The 18,607-nt window shown below is 62.5% G+C and carries 15 protein-coding genes; 10 read left to right on the forward strand and 5 right to left on the reverse strand.

The annotated features are described in order from the left end of the window. Nucleotides 1–27: 27 nt before the first annotated feature. A complete protein-coding gene (locus tag E4M07_RS01370; protein ID WP_136656492.1) occupies nt 28–1,620 on the forward strand; it encodes an FAD-dependent monooxygenase in 1,593 nt (530 codons plus the stop codon). Between the two features lie 120 nt (nt 1,621–1,740). Then, on the forward strand, nt 1,741–2,676 hold the full coding sequence (locus tag E4M07_RS01375) for a DMT family transporter (RefSeq protein WP_246660333.1): 936 nt from the start codon (nt 1,741–1,743) through the stop codon (nt 2,674–2,676). Here E4M07_RS01375 and E4M07_RS01380 read toward each other — a convergent pair. The 4 genes from E4M07_RS01380 to E4M07_RS01395 form a co-directional block, all read right to left on the reverse strand. Next, nucleotides 2,673–3,248 carry a cupin domain-containing protein gene (locus E4M07_RS01380; RefSeq protein ID WP_136656493.1) on the reverse strand — a complete coding sequence of 192 codons (576 nt, stop codon included), beginning with the start codon at nt 3,246–3,248 and terminating at the stop codon, nt 2,673–2,675. The two genes, E4M07_RS01375 and E4M07_RS01380, sit on opposite strands and share 4 nt — an antisense overlap. A 10-nt stretch (nt 3,249–3,258) precedes the next feature. Beyond that, nucleotides 3,259–5,154 (reverse strand): TRAP transporter fused permease subunit, encoded by a 1,896-nt coding sequence (locus E4M07_RS01385; RefSeq protein WP_136656494.1) that lies wholly within the window; start codon nt 5,152–5,154, stop codon nt 3,259–3,261. A 69-nt stretch (nt 5,155–5,223) separates the two neighbouring features. Next, the gene (locus tag E4M07_RS01390; RefSeq protein ID WP_136656495.1) at nt 5,224–6,150 is read right to left on the reverse strand and encodes a TAXI family TRAP transporter solute-binding subunit; all 927 of its coding nucleotides are present in this window, start codon (nt 6,148–6,150) and stop codon (nt 5,224–5,226) included. Between the two features lie 171 nt (nt 6,151–6,321). Continuing rightward, nucleotides 6,322–6,948, reverse strand: a complete 627-nt coding sequence (locus E4M07_RS01395) for a TetR family transcriptional regulator C-terminal domain-containing protein (RefSeq protein ID WP_136656496.1) — start codon at nt 6,946–6,948, stop codon at nt 6,322–6,324. Between the two features lie 243 nt (nt 6,949–7,191). Between E4M07_RS01395 and E4M07_RS01400 the strand changes: the two genes are divergently transcribed. Genes E4M07_RS01400 through E4M07_RS01430 form a run of 7 tightly spaced genes read left to right on the forward strand, consistent with a single transcriptional unit; the run spans nt 7,192 to nt 14,921 of the window. Beyond that, a complete protein-coding gene (locus tag E4M07_RS01400; protein ID WP_136656497.1) occupies nt 7,192–8,514 on the forward strand; it encodes an aspartate aminotransferase family protein in 1,323 nt (440 codons plus the stop codon). Nucleotides 8,515–8,544: 30 nt separating this feature from the next. Then, nucleotides 8,545–9,792, forward strand: coding sequence for a Zn-dependent hydrolase (locus E4M07_RS01405; RefSeq protein ID WP_136656498.1), 1,248 nt, complete (start codon nt 8,545–8,547; stop codon nt 9,790–9,792). A gap of 14 nt (nt 9,793–9,806) precedes the next feature. Then, the gene (gene hydA / locus E4M07_RS01410; RefSeq protein ID WP_136656499.1) at nt 9,807–11,264 is read left to right on the forward strand and encodes a dihydropyrimidinase; all 1,458 of its coding nucleotides are present in this window, start codon (nt 9,807–9,809) and stop codon (nt 11,262–11,264) included. 53 nt (nt 11,265–11,317) lie between these two features. Beyond that, complete coding sequence (locus E4M07_RS01415) at nt 11,318–12,097, forward strand: ABC transporter ATP-binding protein (protein ID WP_136656500.1); 780 nt, start codon at nt 11,318–11,320, stop codon at nt 12,095–12,097. Between the two features lie 45 nt (nt 12,098–12,142). After that, the gene (locus tag E4M07_RS01420; RefSeq protein ID WP_136656501.1) at nt 12,143–13,039 is read left to right on the forward strand and encodes an ABC transporter permease; all 897 of its coding nucleotides are present in this window, start codon (nt 12,143–12,145) and stop codon (nt 13,037–13,039) included. After that, complete coding sequence (locus E4M07_RS01425; protein ID WP_136656502.1) at nt 13,036–13,896, forward strand: ABC transporter permease; 861 nt, start codon at nt 13,036–13,038, stop codon at nt 13,894–13,896. The genes E4M07_RS01420 and E4M07_RS01425 overlap by 4 nt, the downstream gene beginning before the upstream one ends. 41 nt (nt 13,897–13,937) lie before the next feature. Next, complete coding sequence (locus E4M07_RS01430; RefSeq protein ID WP_136656503.1) at nt 13,938–14,921, forward strand: ABC transporter substrate-binding protein; 984 nt, start codon at nt 13,938–13,940, stop codon at nt 14,919–14,921. Nucleotides 14,922–14,980: 59 nt separating this feature from the next. Here E4M07_RS01430 and E4M07_RS01435 read toward each other — a convergent pair whose 3' ends face one another. Then, nucleotides 14,981–16,594: a choline dehydrogenase gene (locus E4M07_RS01435; RefSeq protein ID WP_136656504.1), complete on the reverse strand. Its 1,614-nt coding sequence runs from the start codon at nt 16,592–16,594 to the stop codon at nt 14,981–14,983. Nucleotides 16,595–16,805: 211 nt separating this feature from the next. Between E4M07_RS01435 and E4M07_RS01440 the strand changes: the two genes are divergently transcribed. Beyond that, complete coding sequence (locus E4M07_RS01440; protein ID WP_136656505.1) at nt 16,806–18,584, forward strand: alkyl sulfatase dimerization domain-containing protein; 1,779 nt, start codon at nt 16,806–16,808, stop codon at nt 18,582–18,584. The last annotated feature ends 23 nt before the right edge of the window (nt 18,585–18,607 follow it).

An 18,607-nucleotide genomic window follows, 5' to 3' on the forward strand; every position in this document is an offset into this window, starting at 1 on the left:
GAACCGGCATCTGATTGGGAGAAACGAATGTCCGGCGAATACGACGTGCTGATCTCGGGCTGCGGGCCGGTCGGCGCCGGCCTTGCCATTGAGCTCGGGCAGCGGGGCGTGCGAGTTGGTGTCGTCGAGCGCAATCTCGAGCCGCCGCGCATTCCCAAGGGCCAGAACCTCACCCAGCGGACCATGGAACACATGCAGGCCTGGGGTGTCGAGAAGGCGATGCGGGAAGCCAAGACCATTCCCAGCAATGTCGGCCTTGGCGGCCTCACGGCCTACGGCTCGCTGCTGAGCGGCTATCACTACGACTGGTTCAAGCGCGCGGCGGTCCGACCTTACTACAGTGCGGATAACGAGCGGCTGCCGCAATACGAGACCGAGCGGGTGCTTCGCGAGCGGCTGGAGGCGCTGGACAGCGTCGATGTTTTCTACGGCTGGAAAACCGAAGCCCTGCAGGACCACGCGGACGGCGCGAGCCTGACCGCGCGGAAGGGCGATGCAACCCGCACGCTTCGCGGGCAATACCTTGTCGGCTGCGACGGTGCCCGCTCAACGGTCCGGCAGACAGCGGGGATCGGTGAGACCCTCGACGACCATGACCGGTTGATGGCGCTCGTCGTTTTCCGGTCGCCGGAATTCTTCAAGCTGATCGAGGGCTTCCGCGACAAGCAGTTCTACAATGTCCTGCACCCGGACAATGACGGGTACTGGATGTTCTTCGGCATGGTGGAGTGGAAACAGTCCTTCTTCTTTCACGCGCCGGTTCCAGCCGACACCGACCGGGACAATTTCGATTTCAAGGCGCTGATCCGCCGGGCGGTCGGCACCGATTTCGCGCTCGATCTGGAATATGTCGGTTTCTGGGACCTGCGGATCTCGGTCGCCGAGACCTACCGCAAAGGGCGCGTCTTCCTGGCCGGGGACGCGGCGCACAGCCATCCGCCCTATGGCGGATACGGCATCAACACCGGCTTCGAGGATGCGCGCAACCTCGGCTGGAAGCTGGCCGCCGTCCTTGACGGCTGGGGTGGCGAAACGCTGCTCGACAGCTATGACGGCGAGCGGCGTGTGGTGTTCCAATCGACGGCCAGGGACTTCATCGAGCGGTTCATCGTCGAGGACCGGGCCTTTGTTCGCAGTTTCGATCCCGGCAGCGACCGGGCCGCCTTCGAGACGGCGTGGGCGGAAAGGGCCAATGCGGGCGCCGGCATCGGCATTTCGACCTTCGCCCCGCAATATGAGGGCTCGGACATTGTCGACGGACCGGCCGGCGGCGAAACCTCCGCCATCGGCATCCACGATTTCACTGCGCGGCCGGGCCATCACCTGCCACCGCTCGATCTGGCGGACGGTTCGACGACGCTCGATCGTCTTTCGGACGGCTTTACGCTGCTGCAGTTGGGCGCCCCGCAGGAACTGACGAAGGAACTGCAGGTCATCGCCGAATGCGCCGGCATTCCGCTCACCGTTGTCAATTTTGCCGCCGAACGCGTCGATGGCGACTACGGGCACGCGCTCGTGCTCGCGCGGCCGGACGGTTATGTGGCATGGGCCGGCGAGACCCTCGGGGATGCCGAGCACCTGTTGGCGCTGGTCGGCGGCAGGGGCGCGTCCGGTCCCTGATGCCGCTCCACGCGTCACAATGGGTCTGGCCGTCGGATCGCTGTTCATGTATGGCTGCCCCGATGCCGACCGGGCGGTGACCATCGCCCCTGATCGCAAACCGGCAAATCGGGAAACGCAATGAGCGAACGGACGGAAACGTCGTTCCTGGCAACGGGTGAACTCGCCAGCGGACGCGAGAAGCTGCAGGGCCATCTGGCGATGGTGCTGTTCGCGGCGCTCATCTCGGGTTCCTTCTCGCTCGGCGCCCTGGCGATGCCGCATGTTGGTGCCGCGGCGCTCAACACCATGCGGTTTTTCCTCGCGACGATCGCGATGGGCGCGGTTACCTTCGCCATCTACAGAAGGCTGCCGATGCCTGAAACCGCGCCATGGCGCTACGGGTTGCTCGGCCTGCTGATGGGCGTCTACTTCATCACCATGTTCATGGCGCTGAAGATCACGCACCCGGTCTCGACGAGCGCGGTGTTCACGCTCATCCCGCTGATGAGCGCCGGATTCGGTTTTCTGATCCTCGGTCAGATGGTGCGGCCCATCGTGCTGCTCAGCCTGCTGATTGCCGGCTGCGGGGCGATCTGGGTCATCTTCCGGGGCGATCTGAACGCCATCCTGGCGTTCGACATCGGCGCCGGGGAGATGCTGTTCTTTTTCGGCTGCGTGTGCCACGCCCTGATGGCACCGCTCGTCAAGCGCTTCAACCGCAGCGAACCGGTGTTGCTGACCAGTTTCTGGACGACAATCGGAACCTTCGCCGCGATTGCGATCTACGGTTTCGGAGAGGTCGCCTCGACCGACTGGACCGCCCACCCGTCGATCGTCTGGGTCGCGATCGCCTATCTCGCTGTCTTCACCTCCGCCGGGACCTTCTTCCTCGTGCAATACGCCTCGATGCGCCTGCCGGCGTCGAAAGTCTTTTCCTACGGCTACCTGATCCCGGTCTTCGTCATTTTGTACGAGGGCGTGCTCGGCAATGGCTGGGCGAGCCTCGCGGTCATGGCCGGAGCTGTCATCATCGTCCTCGGACTGGTGGTCGTCGCCTTCGCGCCGGATCTCTAGCGCTTCGGAATGCCCTTGGCGTCCTGCGGATCCGCGTCGCGCTTAGTCACCCCGTCCACCAGGATAAAGGCGATGATGCAGGATTCGGTGCCGCGATTGGCCCAGGCGTGGTTGGTGCCGCGCTGGACGACGATATCGCCGGCCTTCAGGTGGACCTCGCTGTCATCGAGCAGCATGTCGATCTCGCCCTTCAGGATGACGGCGTAGTCGACCGAGTCCGTGCGGTGCATGTAGGGATGTCGGGCGCCTTCGACGATGTTGTCGGCCGCGCCCATCTCGGCGAACGCTGCCTTGCCGTCGATCCGGGCCATGACCTCCGGATCCTCCGGGCCGAACTCCACGCAGCGGAAGACGGAACCGTTCTTCGGCGGGTGTAGCACGAAGTCGCCGGTGCAGGTCTCCTCGGCACCGTCATACTCGGCCGGCGTGCCGTCGGAAATCCAGAAATTGGTGAGCGTCACGCCGGGGCGGCTCGGGCGCTGCAGCAGATGCGTCGCATCGGCATCGGAAACGACGACCGCCTTGCCTTGCGCATCGTGGCCGGTGACGACCCGCCTGAAACTTTGTGCCATGGTTTTTCCTTTAGATCTTGTTGATGCCCGGCTGCAGGCGCATGCGGTCCGCCGCGAACAGTGCGGCCAGAAGCAGGGCGCCGACGATCGCCGTTGCCAGCCCCTGGAAGAGCAGCAGCGCACCGGCGGCAAGCGCGAGCGCCCGCAACGGCCAGGTGAGCGGCCGGTTGAAGCAGCCGACGACGCCGATGGCAATGGCGAAGGTCCCCGCCGTCGCGGTGATCACGGCGACAAGGTTCTCCACCGTCGTGCCCTGCAGCAGGAGCCCGGGCCCGAAGCAGAAGGCGAACGGCAGAAAATAGCTGGTCAGGCCGTAGCTGGCGGCCGTCCAGCCGACCTTGTTGATGTCCGACCCCGCAATGCCCGCCGCCACGTAGGCGGCCAGCGCAACAGGCGGCGTTATCGTCGAGATGCAGCCGTAGTAGAAGACAAAGAAATGTGCCGTCAGCGTCGGCATGCCTAATTTGACGAGGGCAGGGGCGACGACGGTCGCCAGGATGAGATAGGCGGCCGTTGTCGGCAGGCCCATGCCGAGGATGATGGCCGCGACCATGGTCAACAGCAGGGCGAGCCAGAGTGTGCCGCCGGAGGCGAGATCGATGAGGATCGCGATCTTCGGCCCGAGGCCGCTGATCGCCAGCGTTCCCGAAATGATGCCGGCGGCGGCGCAGGCGGCGGAGATCGGAGCGACGTTGCGGGCGCCGTCCGAAATGCCCGCCGCGAGCCGGCGCACGAAGGCGAAATTGAAGTCCCGCGTCCACAAAAGCTCGCTGACCACCAGGAAGATGATCGCCCAGAACGACGCCTTGAACGGCGAATAGCCGGTCAGCATCAGGCCGAGCAACAGGGCGAATGTGGCGATGAAGCGGGAGCCGCCGAGAACCACGCGCCATGTGGAACGGTCGTCACCGGTGTCCTCGGCCTTCGGCTTGATGTCGCTCTTGACCGCCTGCAGATGGACGATGAAGAAGATCGAGCCGAAGAACAGCAGCGCCGGCAGGAGACCGACGCCCATGATCTGGACGTAAGGCACGCCAACGATCTCGGCCATCAGGAAGGCGGCGGCACCCATGACCGGCGGCATCATCTGGCCGCCCGTCGAGACGACCGCCTCGATGGCGCCGGCCTGGTGCGGCGCGTAACCCTCACGCTTCATCATCGGGATCGTCAGGGTTCCGGTGACGGCGACATTGCCGGCGGCGGACCCCGAGATCATGCCGATCAGCGTCGAGAACAGCACTGCGGTCTTGGCGCCGGCGGCCCGCATGCCGTACGTGAGGCGGCGCGAGAGCTCGAAGAAGAAATCGCCGGCGCCGAATTTTGACAGAAGCGAGCCGAAGATCGTGAAGATGATGATGTAGGTCGCGGCGACGCCGATCGGGATGCCGTAGACGCCTTGCGTGTCGGTCGTCAGGAAGATGACGATGCGCTCGAAGCTGTAGCCCCTGCTATTGAGAAGGCCGGGCAGGTAGGGACTGACGAAGGGGTATAAAAAAAAGATAAGCGTGATTGCCGCAAGGATGGCGCCGACGCCGCGGCGTGCGGCCTCGAAGACGAGGATGACGATAACGGCGCCGGCGTAGAAATCCCCCGGTTCCGTCAGGCCGCCGCTGAAGGCGATGTCCTTCCAGCGCGACAGGAGCCAGAGGCTGGCGCCGGCGGTCGCGGCGACCAGCAGCCAAGAGACCACACGGTCGGCCGCGGTGCCTTTGGTTGCGGTCAGAATCGGCCGCGTCAGAAACAACAGGCAGAAAGCCAGCATCAGATGGGTGAGGCGCATCTCCATGGTGGAGACGGCGAACAGCCCCGAAACGATGGCGAGGTGATAAAGGCCAAGGGCCAGCGCCAGCGCACCGGTGACGGATTCAATTGTTATCGATTTTCGAAGATCCGACACAGACGGCATGTTCTTGCACTCGCTTCGTGGGGAGACGGCGCGGCAGTCCACCGCGCCGTCATCGTCGTTTCAACCGGCCTATTTGTTGAAGTAGCGCGCCGCACCCTCATGCAGCGGAATGGCCAGGTTCTTCGAATCGTCCGGGTTGATCTGACGCGCATTGGCATTTTCGGCCTTGAACTCGTCCAGATTTTCAAAGACCGCGGACGTGATGGCGAAAACCCTGTCGGCGTCCGTGTCGGACGGAACGATCAGCATGTTGTTGACGCCGATGACCGTGCCGGGCGCATCGGTGCTGTAGACATCGGCGGGAATCTCCACGGATTTGAATGCGCCGTTCTTGCCGAGTGCCTCGTCAAGCTTGCCGGGCGAGAACTCGATGAAACGAAGCTTGTTGCTTGCACCGGCCTGCATCACCGCCGATGCGGGATAACCGGACAGTGCGAAGGCGGCGTCGACATTGCCGTCGGAAAGCTGGCTGAAGCCGTCCGAATAGGACAGGAAGCTGGGCGTGATGTCGTCCATGGACATGCCGTGCAGCGGCAAAAGGAAATTCATGAAGCCCAGCGTTCCGCCGCCGGCCGGTCCGACCGCGACGCGTTTGCCCTTGATGTCCTCGAAGGATTTGATGTCCGAGCCGTCGAGCACGATCATGTGCAGGACGCTGGGATGCAGCGCGGCGACGGCCTTGATGTCGATGGCGCCGCTCTTGTAGGGGCCGGCGCCCTTGGTCGCCAGGACCGCGAGATTGTTGTTGGTGATGGCGATATCGACCTCGCCCTCGCCGACGAGGCGCGGGTTCTGGACCGAGCCGCCGGTGACGACCGGGACCATGGTCAGATCGTCTCCGGCATATTTGTTCACCAGATTCGATATGCCCTGTCCGATCGGATAAAACGCGCCGCCAAGGCTCGCGGTGCCGATGCGCAGCTCTTCGGCAGCGACGGCGGTCGTGCCGGCAAAAAGCGCCGCGGCCATGCAGATGGATAGCAAGGATTTTCGCATAATTGTTCCTCCCGAAATCTCCTGATCGCGCCCAATATATATATTTTATGCTGAAAAGCGAGAAAAAATCGATAAAAAATTCACGGATGCGTTACCGGTCGGCGCGCGGAGTCGCTTTCGCATGGCGCCGGCGCGCGGCATCCGTGGGAAATCATGTTGTTTTGCCGTGCCTTAGCGTGGCTTGATGCCGTTGAGGAGGATCGACAGGATGGCCTCGGTGGCGTTGTCGAAAAAGCCGGGCCGGACCGTCTGTTCCGGCAGGATGGCGCGGATCTGGACGTCAAAATCGGCATAGTGCTGCGTCGTCGCCCAGATCATGAAGATCAGGTGATGGGGATCGACCGGAGCCAGCCGTCCCTCGTCGATCCACTGGCGGATCACGCGCGCCTTCTCGTCAACCAGCCGCTTGAGATTCGTTTTCAGGAAATCCTGGATCGCCGGCGCGCCGTGCAGGATCTCGTTGGCGAACAACCGAGAGCTTTCCGGCTTCATTGCCGAAAGCTCCATCTTCAGCGCTATGTACTTGCGCAGCTCCTCGACGGGGTCGCCCGCCGGGTCGATGTGGCGGAACGGCGTCAGCCAGTCTTCCAGCGTGTTTTCCAGCACCGTGACGTAGATGTCTTCCTTGCGGGGGAAGTAGTAGAGCAGGTTGGGCTTCGACATGCCGGCCTTGTCGGCAATCTGGTCGATCGTCGAGCCGCGAAATCCGTAGTTGGAAAAGACCTCGAGTGCCGCCTCTAATATGATGCCGCGATTGATGCCCTGTATACGCGTCCGCTTGTTGCTGGAGCTTGCCATGTATCGTTAGTTTCGCTCATTTTGTGGGCAGGTAGCCTCAAATTCAGGCTTCTAGGCTTGCAACAGCTTTGTCCGGCGCGCAAGTCCCTTGTTATTTGCACCACGCTTAACAATAGCCCTTGACCGCCTCCCTGCGCTCTTCTAGCCTACATTTTGACCATTCAGTCAAGTTTTTTCAACTTGGCGTTAATGGAAGCTAAAAGGCGCTCGGTGGAAAGACCGCCGAATCGGGAGGTCACGGTCATGAATGCTCCGGTCACAACGAACAATCTCGACGCGTTCTGGATGCCGTTTACGGCCAATCGCCAGTTCAAGAAAAGCCCGCGCATGTTCGTCTCCGCGGACCGCATGCATTACACGACTGCCGAGGGCAACAAGGTTCTCGACGGCACGGCCGGGCTGTGGTGCGTCAATGCCGGCCACAACCGGCCGAAGATCGTCGAGGCGATCCGCCAGCAGGCCGGCGAGCTCGACTACGCGCCCGCATTCCAGATGGGCCACCCCAAGGCGTTCGAACTCGCCTCGAAGCTGGTTCAGCTGACGCCGCCGGGGATCGATCACGTCATGTACACCAATTCCGGCTCGGAATCGGTGGAAACGGCGCTGAAGACGGCGCTCGCCTATCACCGGGTGAAGGGCGACGGCTCGAGGTTCCGCCTGATCGGGCGCGAGCGCGGCTATCACGGCGTCAATTTCGGCGGCATTTCCGTCGGTGGCATTGTGCCGAACCGCAAGATGTTCGGGACGCTGCTGACCGGTGTCGACCATCTGCGCCATACGCACGACCCGGACCGCAACGCGTTCACGCGTTTGCAGCCGGAGCACGGTGTGGAATTCGCCGAAGACCTCGAGCGGATCATCGCGTTGCACGACGCTTCGACGATCGCCGCCGTCATCGTCGAACCGGTGGCCGGCTCGACCGGTGTCCTGCTGCCGCCGAAAGGCTATCTCAAGCGGCTGCGCGAGATCTGCGACAAGCACGGCATCCTGCTCATTTTCGACGAGGTGATCACCGGTTTCGGCCGCTTGGGCACGCCGTTCGCGGCCGACTATTTCGACGTTGTGCCGGACATCATGGTGACCGCCAAGGGGCTGACCAACGGCGTCATTCCCATGGGGGCGGTATTCGTGAAGAACGAGATTCACGACGCCTTCATGAATGGCCCGGAACACATGATCGAGTTCTTCCACGGCTACACCTATTCCGGCAATCCGATCGCCTCGGCGGCCGGGCTGGGGACGCTCGAGACCTACCAGGACGAAGGTCTTCTGACGCGCGGCGCGGAAATGGCGCCCTATTGGGAGGAGGCGCTGCATTCGCTGAAGGGGCTGCCGCACGTCATCGACATCCGCAATATCGGCCTGATCGGCGCGATCGAGCTCGAGCCGATTGCCGGCGAGCCGACGCGGCGCGCTTTCTCAGCTTTCCTCGATGCCTACAACAAGGGCCTTTTGATCCGCACGACCGGCGATATCATTGCGCTGTCGCCGCCGTTGATCATCGAAAGGAACGAGATCGATTTCCTTGTCGACACCCTGAGCGGCGTTCTGAAATCGCTGAACTGAGAACAACAAGCATACTCAAGGAGGACACCGATGACGCTGACGGGAAATATGAGGATCGACGGTGACCGGCTTTGGGATGCCCTCATGGAAATGGCCAAGATCGGTCCCGGCGTGCGCGGCGGCAACAACCGGCAGACCCTGACTGACGAAGATGCCGAGGGCAGGGCGCTGTTCCAGAAATGGTGCGAGGACGCCGGCATGACGATGGGCGTCGACCAGATGGGCAATATGTTCTTCCGCCGCGAGGGTACCGACCCCGATGCGCTGCCGGTCTATGTCGGAAGCCACCTCGACACCCAGCCGACGGGCGGCAAGTATGACGGTGTTCTCGGCGTCCTCGGCGGCCTTGAGATCGTCCGCACGCTCAACGACCTCAACATCAAGACCAGGCATCCGATCGTCGTCGTCAACTGGACGAACGAGGAAGGCACGCGGTTTGCGCCGGCCATGCTCGCCTCCGGTGTTTTCGCCGGCATGCACGAGCAGGACTGGGCCTACGACCGGGAAGATGCTGAGGGCAAGAAGTTCGGCGACGAGTTGAACCGTATCGGCTGGCGCGGCGACGAGGAGGTCGGCGACCGCAAGATGCATGCCTTTTATGAGCTGCATATCGAGCAGGGCCCGATCCTCGAAGCGGAGGAAAAGGACATTGGCGTGGTCACGCACGGACAGGGGCTGTGGTGGCTGCAGGTGACGCTCACCGGCAAGGACGCGCATACGGGGTCGACCCCGATGCCGATGCGCCGCAATGCCGGCCTCGGCATGGCGCGCATCGCCGACCTCGTCCACGAAATCGCCATGAGCCACCAGCCGGAAGCGGTCGGCGCGATCGGCCATTGCGATTTCCATCCCAATTCCCGCAACGTCATCCCGGGCAAGGTGGTGTTCACCATCGACATCCGCTCGCCGCACCGGGACGTGCTTGACGGGATGAAGGCGCGCATCGAGGCGGAGGCGCCGAAGATCGCTCACGATCTCGGTCTTGAAATCGAGATTGAGGAAGCCGGCCATTTCGATCCGGTTGCCTTCGACGAAAACTGCGTCACTTCCGTGCGCAACGCCGCGGAGCGGCTCGGCTATTCGCACCGCAACCTTGTATCGGGCGCCGGGCATGATGCATGCTGGATCAACCGCGTGGCGCCGACTGGGATGGTGATGTGCCCCTGTGTCGACGGGCTCAGCCACAACGAGGATGAAGATATTTCGCCCGAATGGGCACGCGCCGGCGCGGACGTGCTGTTCCACGCGGTCGTGGAGACGGCGCAAATCGTAGAATAGGTTGGGAGGCTGACATGGCAAGCACGGTAATCAAGGGTGGAACGGTCGTTACCGCCGATCTGACCTACGCGGCGGACGTCAAGGTCGAAGATGGTGTCATTACCGAAATCGGGCCGAATCTTTCGGGCGACACGCTGCTGGACGCGACCGGCTGCTACGTGATGCCGGGCGGCATCGACCCGCACACCCATCTGGAAATGCCTTTCATGGGCACGTACTCCACCGACGATTTCGAAAGCGGCACGCGTGCGGCGCTGTCAGGCGGGACGACAATGGTTGTCGACTTCGCGCTGCCGTCTCCCGGCCAGTCGCTGCTCGAGGCGATCCAGATGTGGGACAACAAGTCGACACGGGCCAATTGCGACTACTCCTTCCACATGGCGATCACCTGGTGGGGCGAGCAGGTCTTCGACGAGATGGAAACGGTGGTGCGCGACAAGGGCATCAACACCTTCAAGCATTTCATGGCCTACAAGGGCGCACTGATGGTGGACGACGACGAGATGTATTCGTCCTTCCAGCGCTGCGCAGAGCTCGGCGCGCTGCCGCTTGTCCATGCCGAGAACGGCGATGTGGTGGCGCAGCTCCAGGCGAAGCTGCTCGCCGACGGCAACAACGGGCCGGAAGCGCATGCCTATTCGCGCCCGGCGGAGGTCGAGGGCGAGGCGACCAACCGCGCCATCATGATCGCCGACATGGCGCATGTGCCGCTCTATGTGGTCCACACCTCGTCCGAGCAGGCACACGAGGCGATCCGCCGGGCACGCCAGAACGGCATGCGGGTCTACGGCGAGCCGCTGATCCAGCACCTGACGCTCGACGACAGCGAATACAAGCACCACGACTGGGACCATGCCGCGCGGCGGGTGATGTCGCCGCCGTTCCGCGACAAGAAGCACCAGGATTCGCTGTGGCACGGCCTTGCAGCCGGTTCGCTCCAGGTGGTGGCGACGGATCACTGCGCCTTCACAACGGAGCAGAAGCGCACCGGCGTCGGCGACTTCACCAAGATCCCCAACGGCACGGGCGGTCTCGAGGACCGCATGCCGATGTTGTGGACCTATGGCGTGGTGACGGGCCGGCTGACGATGAACGAATTCGTCGCCGTAACCTCCACCAATATCGCCAAGATCCTCAACGTCTATCCGAAGAAGGGCGCCATCCTGGTCGGTGCCGACGCCGATATCGTCGTCTGGGATCCGAAGCTCGAGAAGACGATCACCGCGGAGAGCCAGCAATCTGCCATCGACTACAACGTGTTCGAAGGCAAGGAGGTCAAGGGGCTGCCGCGCTTCACGCTGAGCCGCGGACTGGTCTCGGTCGAGGACGGCACGGTCAAGACCCAGGAGGGCCACGGCAAATATGTTGCGCGCGAGCCGTTCCACGCGGTCAACAAGGCGCTTTCGAAATGGAAGGAAGTCACCGCGCCGCGCAAGGTCCAGCGGACCGGCATTCCGGCCAGCGGGGTCTGATGAATGGCATTTGCCTGCGCCTCTGAAATGCAAACCAGCACCGGGACTGCCGCATGAGTGTGGTCATCGATGCGAAGGACCTGGACCTGACCTTCCAGACCAATGACGGTCCGGTCCACGCACTGTCCAACATCAACCTGCAGGTCGAGACCGGTGAGTTCGTGTCCTTCATCGGTCCGTCCGGCTGCGGCAAGACCACATTGCTTCGCGTGATCGCCGATCTCGAAAAGCCGACTGGCGGCACGATCTCGGTCAACGGCGTTTCGCCGGAACAGGCCCGGCTTGCGCGGGCCTATGGTTATGTCTTCCAGGCCGCCGCGCTTTACCCCTGGCGCACAATCGGCGGAAACATCTCGCTGCCGCTTGAAGTCATGGGCATCTCCAAGGCCGAGCGGGCGGAACTGATCCGCAAGAACCTTGAACTCGTCAACCTGACCGGTTTCGACAAGAAGTTCCCCTGGCAGCTTTCCGGCGGCATGCAGCAGCGGGCCTCGATCGCCCGCGCGCTGTCCTTTGATCCGGACATGCTTTTAATGGACGAGCCCTTCGGTGCGCTCGACGAGATCGTCCGCGATCATCTCAACGAGCAGCTCTTGAAGCTGTGGGCACAGACCAAGAAGACCGTCGTCTTCGTCACGCACTCCATTCCGGAAGCGGTCTTTCTTTCGACGCGCATCGTGGTCATGAGTCCGCGCCCGGGCCGTATCCACGAGATCATCGATTGCAATCTCGGCGACGACCGGCCGCTCGATATCCGCGAGACGCCGGAGTTTCTGGAGATCGCGCAGCAGGTTCGCGAAGGCCTGCGGCAGGGGCACTCCTATGATGATTGAGCGATTGACCGCCGATGCCGGTTTGCTGCCGGGGAAGGGACGCTGATGCAGCAGCGAAGGGGAATTTCAAGTTTCTTCTTCGACCGGCTCCTGCCGGTGGGCACGGTCGTCGCCTTCCTGCTCGTGCTGTGGTACGGATTTGCCATGCTGCTGAACGCGCCATTCGAGCGCGACCAGGCGGCGCGCGCCAATGCGGAAATATCAACGTCACAGCTCATTCAGAACACCTTGTCGCAGGATCGGCCGGTGTTGCCGGCGCCGCATCAGGTGGCCGACGAGATCTGGAAGACGACGGCACTGAAGAAGATCACGTCGAAGCGCAGTCTCGTGTATCATGGCTGGATCACCATTTCCTCGACGCTGCTCGGTTTCGCCATGGGAACGGCGCTCGGCATCCTGCTTGCGGTGCTGATCGTACATTCCAGGGTCCTCGACAAGAGCCTGATGCCGTGGATCATCACCAGTCAGACGATCCCCATCCTTGCCATCGCGCCGATGATTATCGTCGTCCTGAATGCGGTTAACATCTCCGGTCTTTTGCCAAAGGCGCTGATCTCGGCCTATCTGTCGTTCTTCCCGGTGGCGGTCGGCATGGTAAAGGGCCTGCGTTCCCCCGACCTGATGCATCTTGACCTGATGCGGACCTACAATGCCAGCCGTTCGCAGGTGTTCTGGAAGCTGCGCTGGCCATCGGCGGTTCCCTTCCTGTTCACGTCCATGAAGGTGGCTGTTGCCATCAGCCTCGTCGGCGCGATCGTCGGTGAATTGCCGACCGGCGCGGTCGCCGGTCTCGGTGCGCGCCTGCTGACCGGATCCTATTACGGGCAGACGATCCAGATCTGGTCTGCACTCATTGCCGCGGCCGTCGTCGCTGCAGTTTTGGTGACGCTGGTCGATCTTGTATCGCGTATCGTCATGAAACGTATGGGGATGGTGCGATGAATTCCGGAATTCTTGTGACGGCGCTGGTCTTCTGGGCGGCCGCCTGGTTCGCGAACAACCGGCTGGCGCGCCTTCAGTTGGCAGGCGGCCCCGCCGCGCAAACGGTCAACCTGCTCATTCCAACCCTGTTTGGTGTGACACTCATCGTACTGTGGGAAGGAATTACAGTCGGCTTCAACATTCCGAGCGTGCTGTTGCCGTCTCCAAGTATGATCTGGGAACGGATCACCTCGTCGGTGGATATTTTGTGGGCCGATTTTTACCAGACCTTCATGAAGGCGGTGCTCGCCGGCTACGCAATGGGGTGCGCATCCGGTTTTGTCGCAGCGATCATCGTCGATCGGGTGCCGTTCCTGCGCAAGGGTCTTTTGCCGATCGGCAATCTCGTGGCCGCTTTGCCGGTTATTGGAATTGCGCCGATCATGGTTATGTGGTTCGGCTTCGACTGGCATTCGAAGGCCGCCGTCGTTGTCGTCATGACTTTCTTCCCGATGCTGGTCAACACCGTCGCCGGGCTTGGCGCGAGCGGCGCGATGGAGCGCGACCTGATGCGCACCCATGCGTCGAACTACTGGCAGACGCTCATGAAGCTGCGGATTCCCGCCGCCATGCCGTTCATCTTCAACGCGCTGAAAATCAATTCCACCCTTGCCCTGATCGGAGCCATCGTCGCCGAGTTCTTCGGCACGCCGATCGTCGGCATGGGCTTTCGCATTTCAACCGAGGTCGGTCGCATGAATATCGACATGGTCTGGGCTGAAATCTTTGTCGCGGCGCTTGCGGGTTCGCTGTCCTACGGACTGCTGGCCCTGCTGGAACGCGCCGTTACATTCTGGCATCCGTCCTACAGGAGCTGACACAACAATAAGACGGAGCCCTAACCAGAGGAGTGAATGAAATGAAGAAAATACTGGCTCTAAGCCTCGGCCTCGCCATGGGGCTCGCAGCGAGCACCGCCCTGGCGGCGGACAAGCTTACCCTGCAGCTCAAATGGGTGACCCAGGCGCAGTTCGCCGGCTACTACGTTGCCAAGGACAAGGGTTTTTACGACGAGGTCGATCTCGACGTTGAAATCAAACCCGGCGGCCCGGACATCGCACCCCCGCAGGTGATTGCCGGCGGCGGCGCCGATGTGATCATCGAATGGATGCCCGCAGCCCTGGCATCGCGCGAAAAGGGCGTGCCGCTCGTCAATATCGCGCAGCCGTTCAAGCGCTCCGGCATGATGCTGACCTGCCTGAAGGAAAGCGGCATCACAAAGCCCGAGGACTTCCGCGGCCGCACGCTCGGCGTCTGGTTCTTCGGCAATGAATATCCGTTCCTTTCCTGGATGAGCCAACTCGGCATTCCGACGGACGGATCGGACAACGGCGTGACCGTGCTCAAGCAGGGCTTCAACGTCGATCCGCTGCTGCAGAAGCAGGCCGACTGCATCTCGACCATGACCTACAACGAATATTGGCAGGTGATCGACGCCGGTATTGCCGCAGAAGACCTGATCACCTTCCAGTATGAAGATCAGGGCGTTGCGACGCTTGAAGACGGTCTTTACGTGCTTGAAGCGGACCTCGACGATCCAAAGAGGGTCGACATGTTCCAGCGTTTCGTCAAGGCGTCGATGAAGGGCTGGAAATTCGCCGAGGAAAATCCCGACGAAGCAGCCGAAATCGTGCTTGAAAACGATGCGACCGGTGCCCAGACCGAAGAGCACCAGAAGCGCATGATGCGCGAGATCAACAAGCTTGTCGCCGGTTCGGACGGCACGCTGGATCCCGCAGACCACGACCGCACCGTCCAGTCGCTGCTGGCCGGCGGATCGGACCCGGTGATCACCAAGGAGCCGGAAGGTTCGCACACGGACAAGATCACCAGCGGCATGTGATCGCTGACGTTTTTTGGATAAAGGAAAGGGGCCTGCGGGCCCCTTTTTCGTTGTGTGCCCTAGGCCGCCCGGTCCTCCTTGATCATGTCCGCCGCCTTCTCGGCGATCATGATGGTCGGCGCGTTGGTGTTGCCGCCGGTCAGTGTCGGCATGACGGATGCATCGACGACCCTCAGCCCGTCCACGCCCCGGACCATCAGGCGCGGGTCGACGACGGCCATATCATCGGTGCCCATCTTGCAGGTGCCGACCGGGTGATAGACCGTGTCGGCGCGGTCGCGAATATCCTGGCGCAATTCGTCGTCGCCGAGACCGGAATAGGGATAGACATCCTTCTTGCGGAAGGGCTGAAGGGCAGGGGCCTCGAGGATCTGGCGGGTCATCTTGACGCCGGCAAGCAAGGAATCCTCGTCACGGCTGTCGGCCAGGAATTTCGGGTCGATGCGCGGCTGCTTCAGCGGGTCTGAATCCATGAGGCCGACCTCACCGCGCGAGTGAGGCCTCAGGATGCACACATGGCAGGAATAGCCATGGCCGATGTGCATTTTGCGATTGTGGTCGTCGACAATGCCGATCACGAAATGGAGCTGGACGTCGGGGCGCTCAAGCGACGGGTTGGTTTTGAGAAATGCGCCCGCCTCGGCAATGGGCGATGCCAGCATGCCATTGCCGGTGCGCGCCCATTCGAAGGCGGCGGCCACCTGCTTGTCCAGCCGCTTCGGCGTGATGCCGAGCACGTCCCACGTGCCGGTCTTGCTGGCGAAGACGTAATCGAGGTGATCCTGCAGGTTCTTGCCGACTCCGGGCAGCTCATGCACCGTCTCGATGCCGTGCGCGCCCATTTCCTCCGCCGGCCCGATGCCGGAAAGGAGAAGCAGTTGCGGCGAGTTGAATGCGCCGCCGCTTAACAGAACCTCGCGGTTGGCCTTGACCTGCTTTTCCTCGCGGCCGACGCGGTAGGCGACCCCGACCGCGCGATTGCCTTCGAAGAGGATGCGCGTGGCGTGGGCATTGGTGACGATGGTGAGATTCGGCCTGTCCTCGTTCGGATGGACATAGGCGGCGGCGGCCGAACAGCGTTCGCCGTTCTTTTCGGCACTGTGGAACTGGGTGACCTGGTAAAGGCCGACACCCTCCTGTTCCGGCCCGTTGAAATTCTCGTTGTGGACATGCTGGCATTGCTTGGAGGCTTCGATGAAGGCGTGGCTGATCGGGCGCGGCGATCGCTGGTTCGAGACCTGAAGCGGACCGCCTGTGCCGTGCAACTCGTTGCCGCCTCTTTCGTTGTTTTCCGCCTTGCGGAAATAGGGCAGGACCGCGTCGAAAGACCAGCCATCGCAGCCCAGATTCGCCCAGTCGTCGTAGTCCGAGCGGTGACCGCGGATATAGATCATCGCATTGATGGCGCTCGAGCCGCCCAGTGCCTTGCCCCGCGGCTGGTAGCCCTGGCGCCCGTTGAGGCCCGGCTGCGGTACGGTCTCGTAGGCCCAGTTGTTGATCTTCAACGGCCAGCCGGAGAGCGTGGCCGCCGTTCCGACCGGCATGCGCACAAGCAGGCCCTTGCCGTCACCACCGGCCTCGAGCAGGCAAACCGAGACGTCGGGGTCCTCGCTCAGTCGCGCGGCGAGAACCGAGCCGGCCGAGCCGCCGCCGACGATCACATAATCAAACATGGCTGAATTCCTCCCTGAGCCAATCGATTGCGGGCCGCGCCCCCACACGCAGGCGTTTACATGTAGCACATTCCGATCTAAAAAAAACAGAATGATCGGTCTTGTTTGCTGCTATTGCCTGAGGACTGCCGGGAGCGTCCGTGACAGTCCCAGTGATCGGTGTGTGTGCAATGCGCAGACTGTGGGGCGGAAACCGGGAGGGAAATCATAGATGGCGCGATTTTTGTGGGGACTGGTCTGCGGGATAGTGCTGAGTGTGGTCGTGGCCGGCGGCGGACTTTACCTGGTGCTCAATCCGCCGGGTGCGAAAGCCGGCGGCGAAGCAAGAACCTTCGCGCCGGTGTCCGCTGACGCCGTCGATCCGAGCCTCGAAGCGCATACCGAGATCTTCGCCCGCAGTTTCGAGGAGGTGGTGCCCGGTATCCATCTCGCCATCGGCTACGGGCTGGCGAATGTCATCATTGTCGACGCGCCGGACGGTCTGATCATGGTCGACGCGCTGGAGAGCATGGAAGCGGCCAACGGGCTGCTGCCGGGTATCCGGGCGCTGCGCGAAAAGACCGGCAAGGATGTGACCGACATCATCTACACCCACAACCACGCCGACCACGTGTTCGGCGCCGGCGTCTTCACCGCCGACCAGGAGACGCCGGTGCGCATCTGGGCGCACGAGGATACCGAGGCGCGTGTCCACGAGGTCGTCAACGTGCTGCGGCCGATTATCTATGAGCGTTCCATGCGCCAATTCGGCACGTTCCTGTCTGACGGGCAGCTGGAGAACGCCGGTATCGGCCCGTTCCTGTTGACCAACGAGAATGCCCGAATCCATTTCGAGGCCGTCAGCCACCCCATCAGCGAGAAGGAAGTGCGCCTGCAGATTGCCGGCGAGACCGTGATCATCCGGGAGGCGATCGGCGAGACCGATGATCAGCTGATGATCTACCTGCCGGACAGGAAGGCACTGCTTCCGGCCGACAATTACTATCACGCCTTCCCCAATCTCTATGCCATCCGCGGCACGCCGTACCGCGACGTCCTGGAATGGTCGAAGAGCATCGACGCAATGCTCGGCTTCGACATGGACGTCATGATTCCGCAGCACTCGCGCCCGGTACACGGCGCCGACGAGATCAGGAAGCGGCTCACCGACTATCGCGACGCCATACAGTTCGTCCACGACCAGACGGTGCGGATGATCAACAAGGGCATGACGCCCGACGAGATCGTCGCGGTGCTGGAGCTGCCGCCGCACCTGGCCGCGGCGCCGCACCTGCAGCCGTTCTACGGCCGCGTCGACTGGGCCGCGCGCGCCGTGTTCTCCGGCTATCTGGGCTGGTTCTCCGGCGACCCGAAGGATTTGCTGCCGCTATCCGAGCCGCGCGAGGCCGAGCTGATGGTCGAGCTGGCCGGCGGCGCCGGCAACGTCAAAGACCACTTTAATGCCGCAATGGAACGTGGCGAGCCGGAATGGGCGCTGGTGCTGGCCTCGCATCTCGATGAAACGGGCGACGAAGCGGCCGCCGAGATGCGGTCAATGGCGCTCGAGGCCCTTGGGGAGCGGGAAATCTCGGCGACCGGCCGCAACTATTTCCTGACCTCCGCGGCCGAAGCCGGCGGCTTTGAAATTCCGCCGGTGAAGACCTGGCTGACGCCGCAGGAAAACCTCACCGGGTTCCCGCTGCGGCCCTATCTGGAATTCCTGCAGGTCTCGTTGAAGGCGGAGGAGGTGCTCGACAAGGAAGTCGCCTATTGCTTTGCCTTCAGCGACCCTGAGGAGAACTACACGCTGCGCATCCGGCGCGGCGTCGCGATCCTGACGGAGGAACTGTCGGGCGACTGCGTCGGCACTGTCTCGATGCCGGCCGCCACCTTCAAGGCGCTTGGCGCCAAACACACCAATCCGGCGGCCGCGCTCGCCTCCGGCGACATGCAGGTCGAGGGCGGCCTCAACGGTTTTATCGCGTTCATGGATTATTTCGAGCAGTCCTAGGCGGGCGATGTTCAGGAATTCCG

The organism is Nitratireductor sp. XY-223 (assembly GCF_004959855.1).
Classification (GTDB): Bacteria; Pseudomonadota; Alphaproteobacteria; order Rhizobiales; family Rhizobiaceae; genus Hoeflea_A.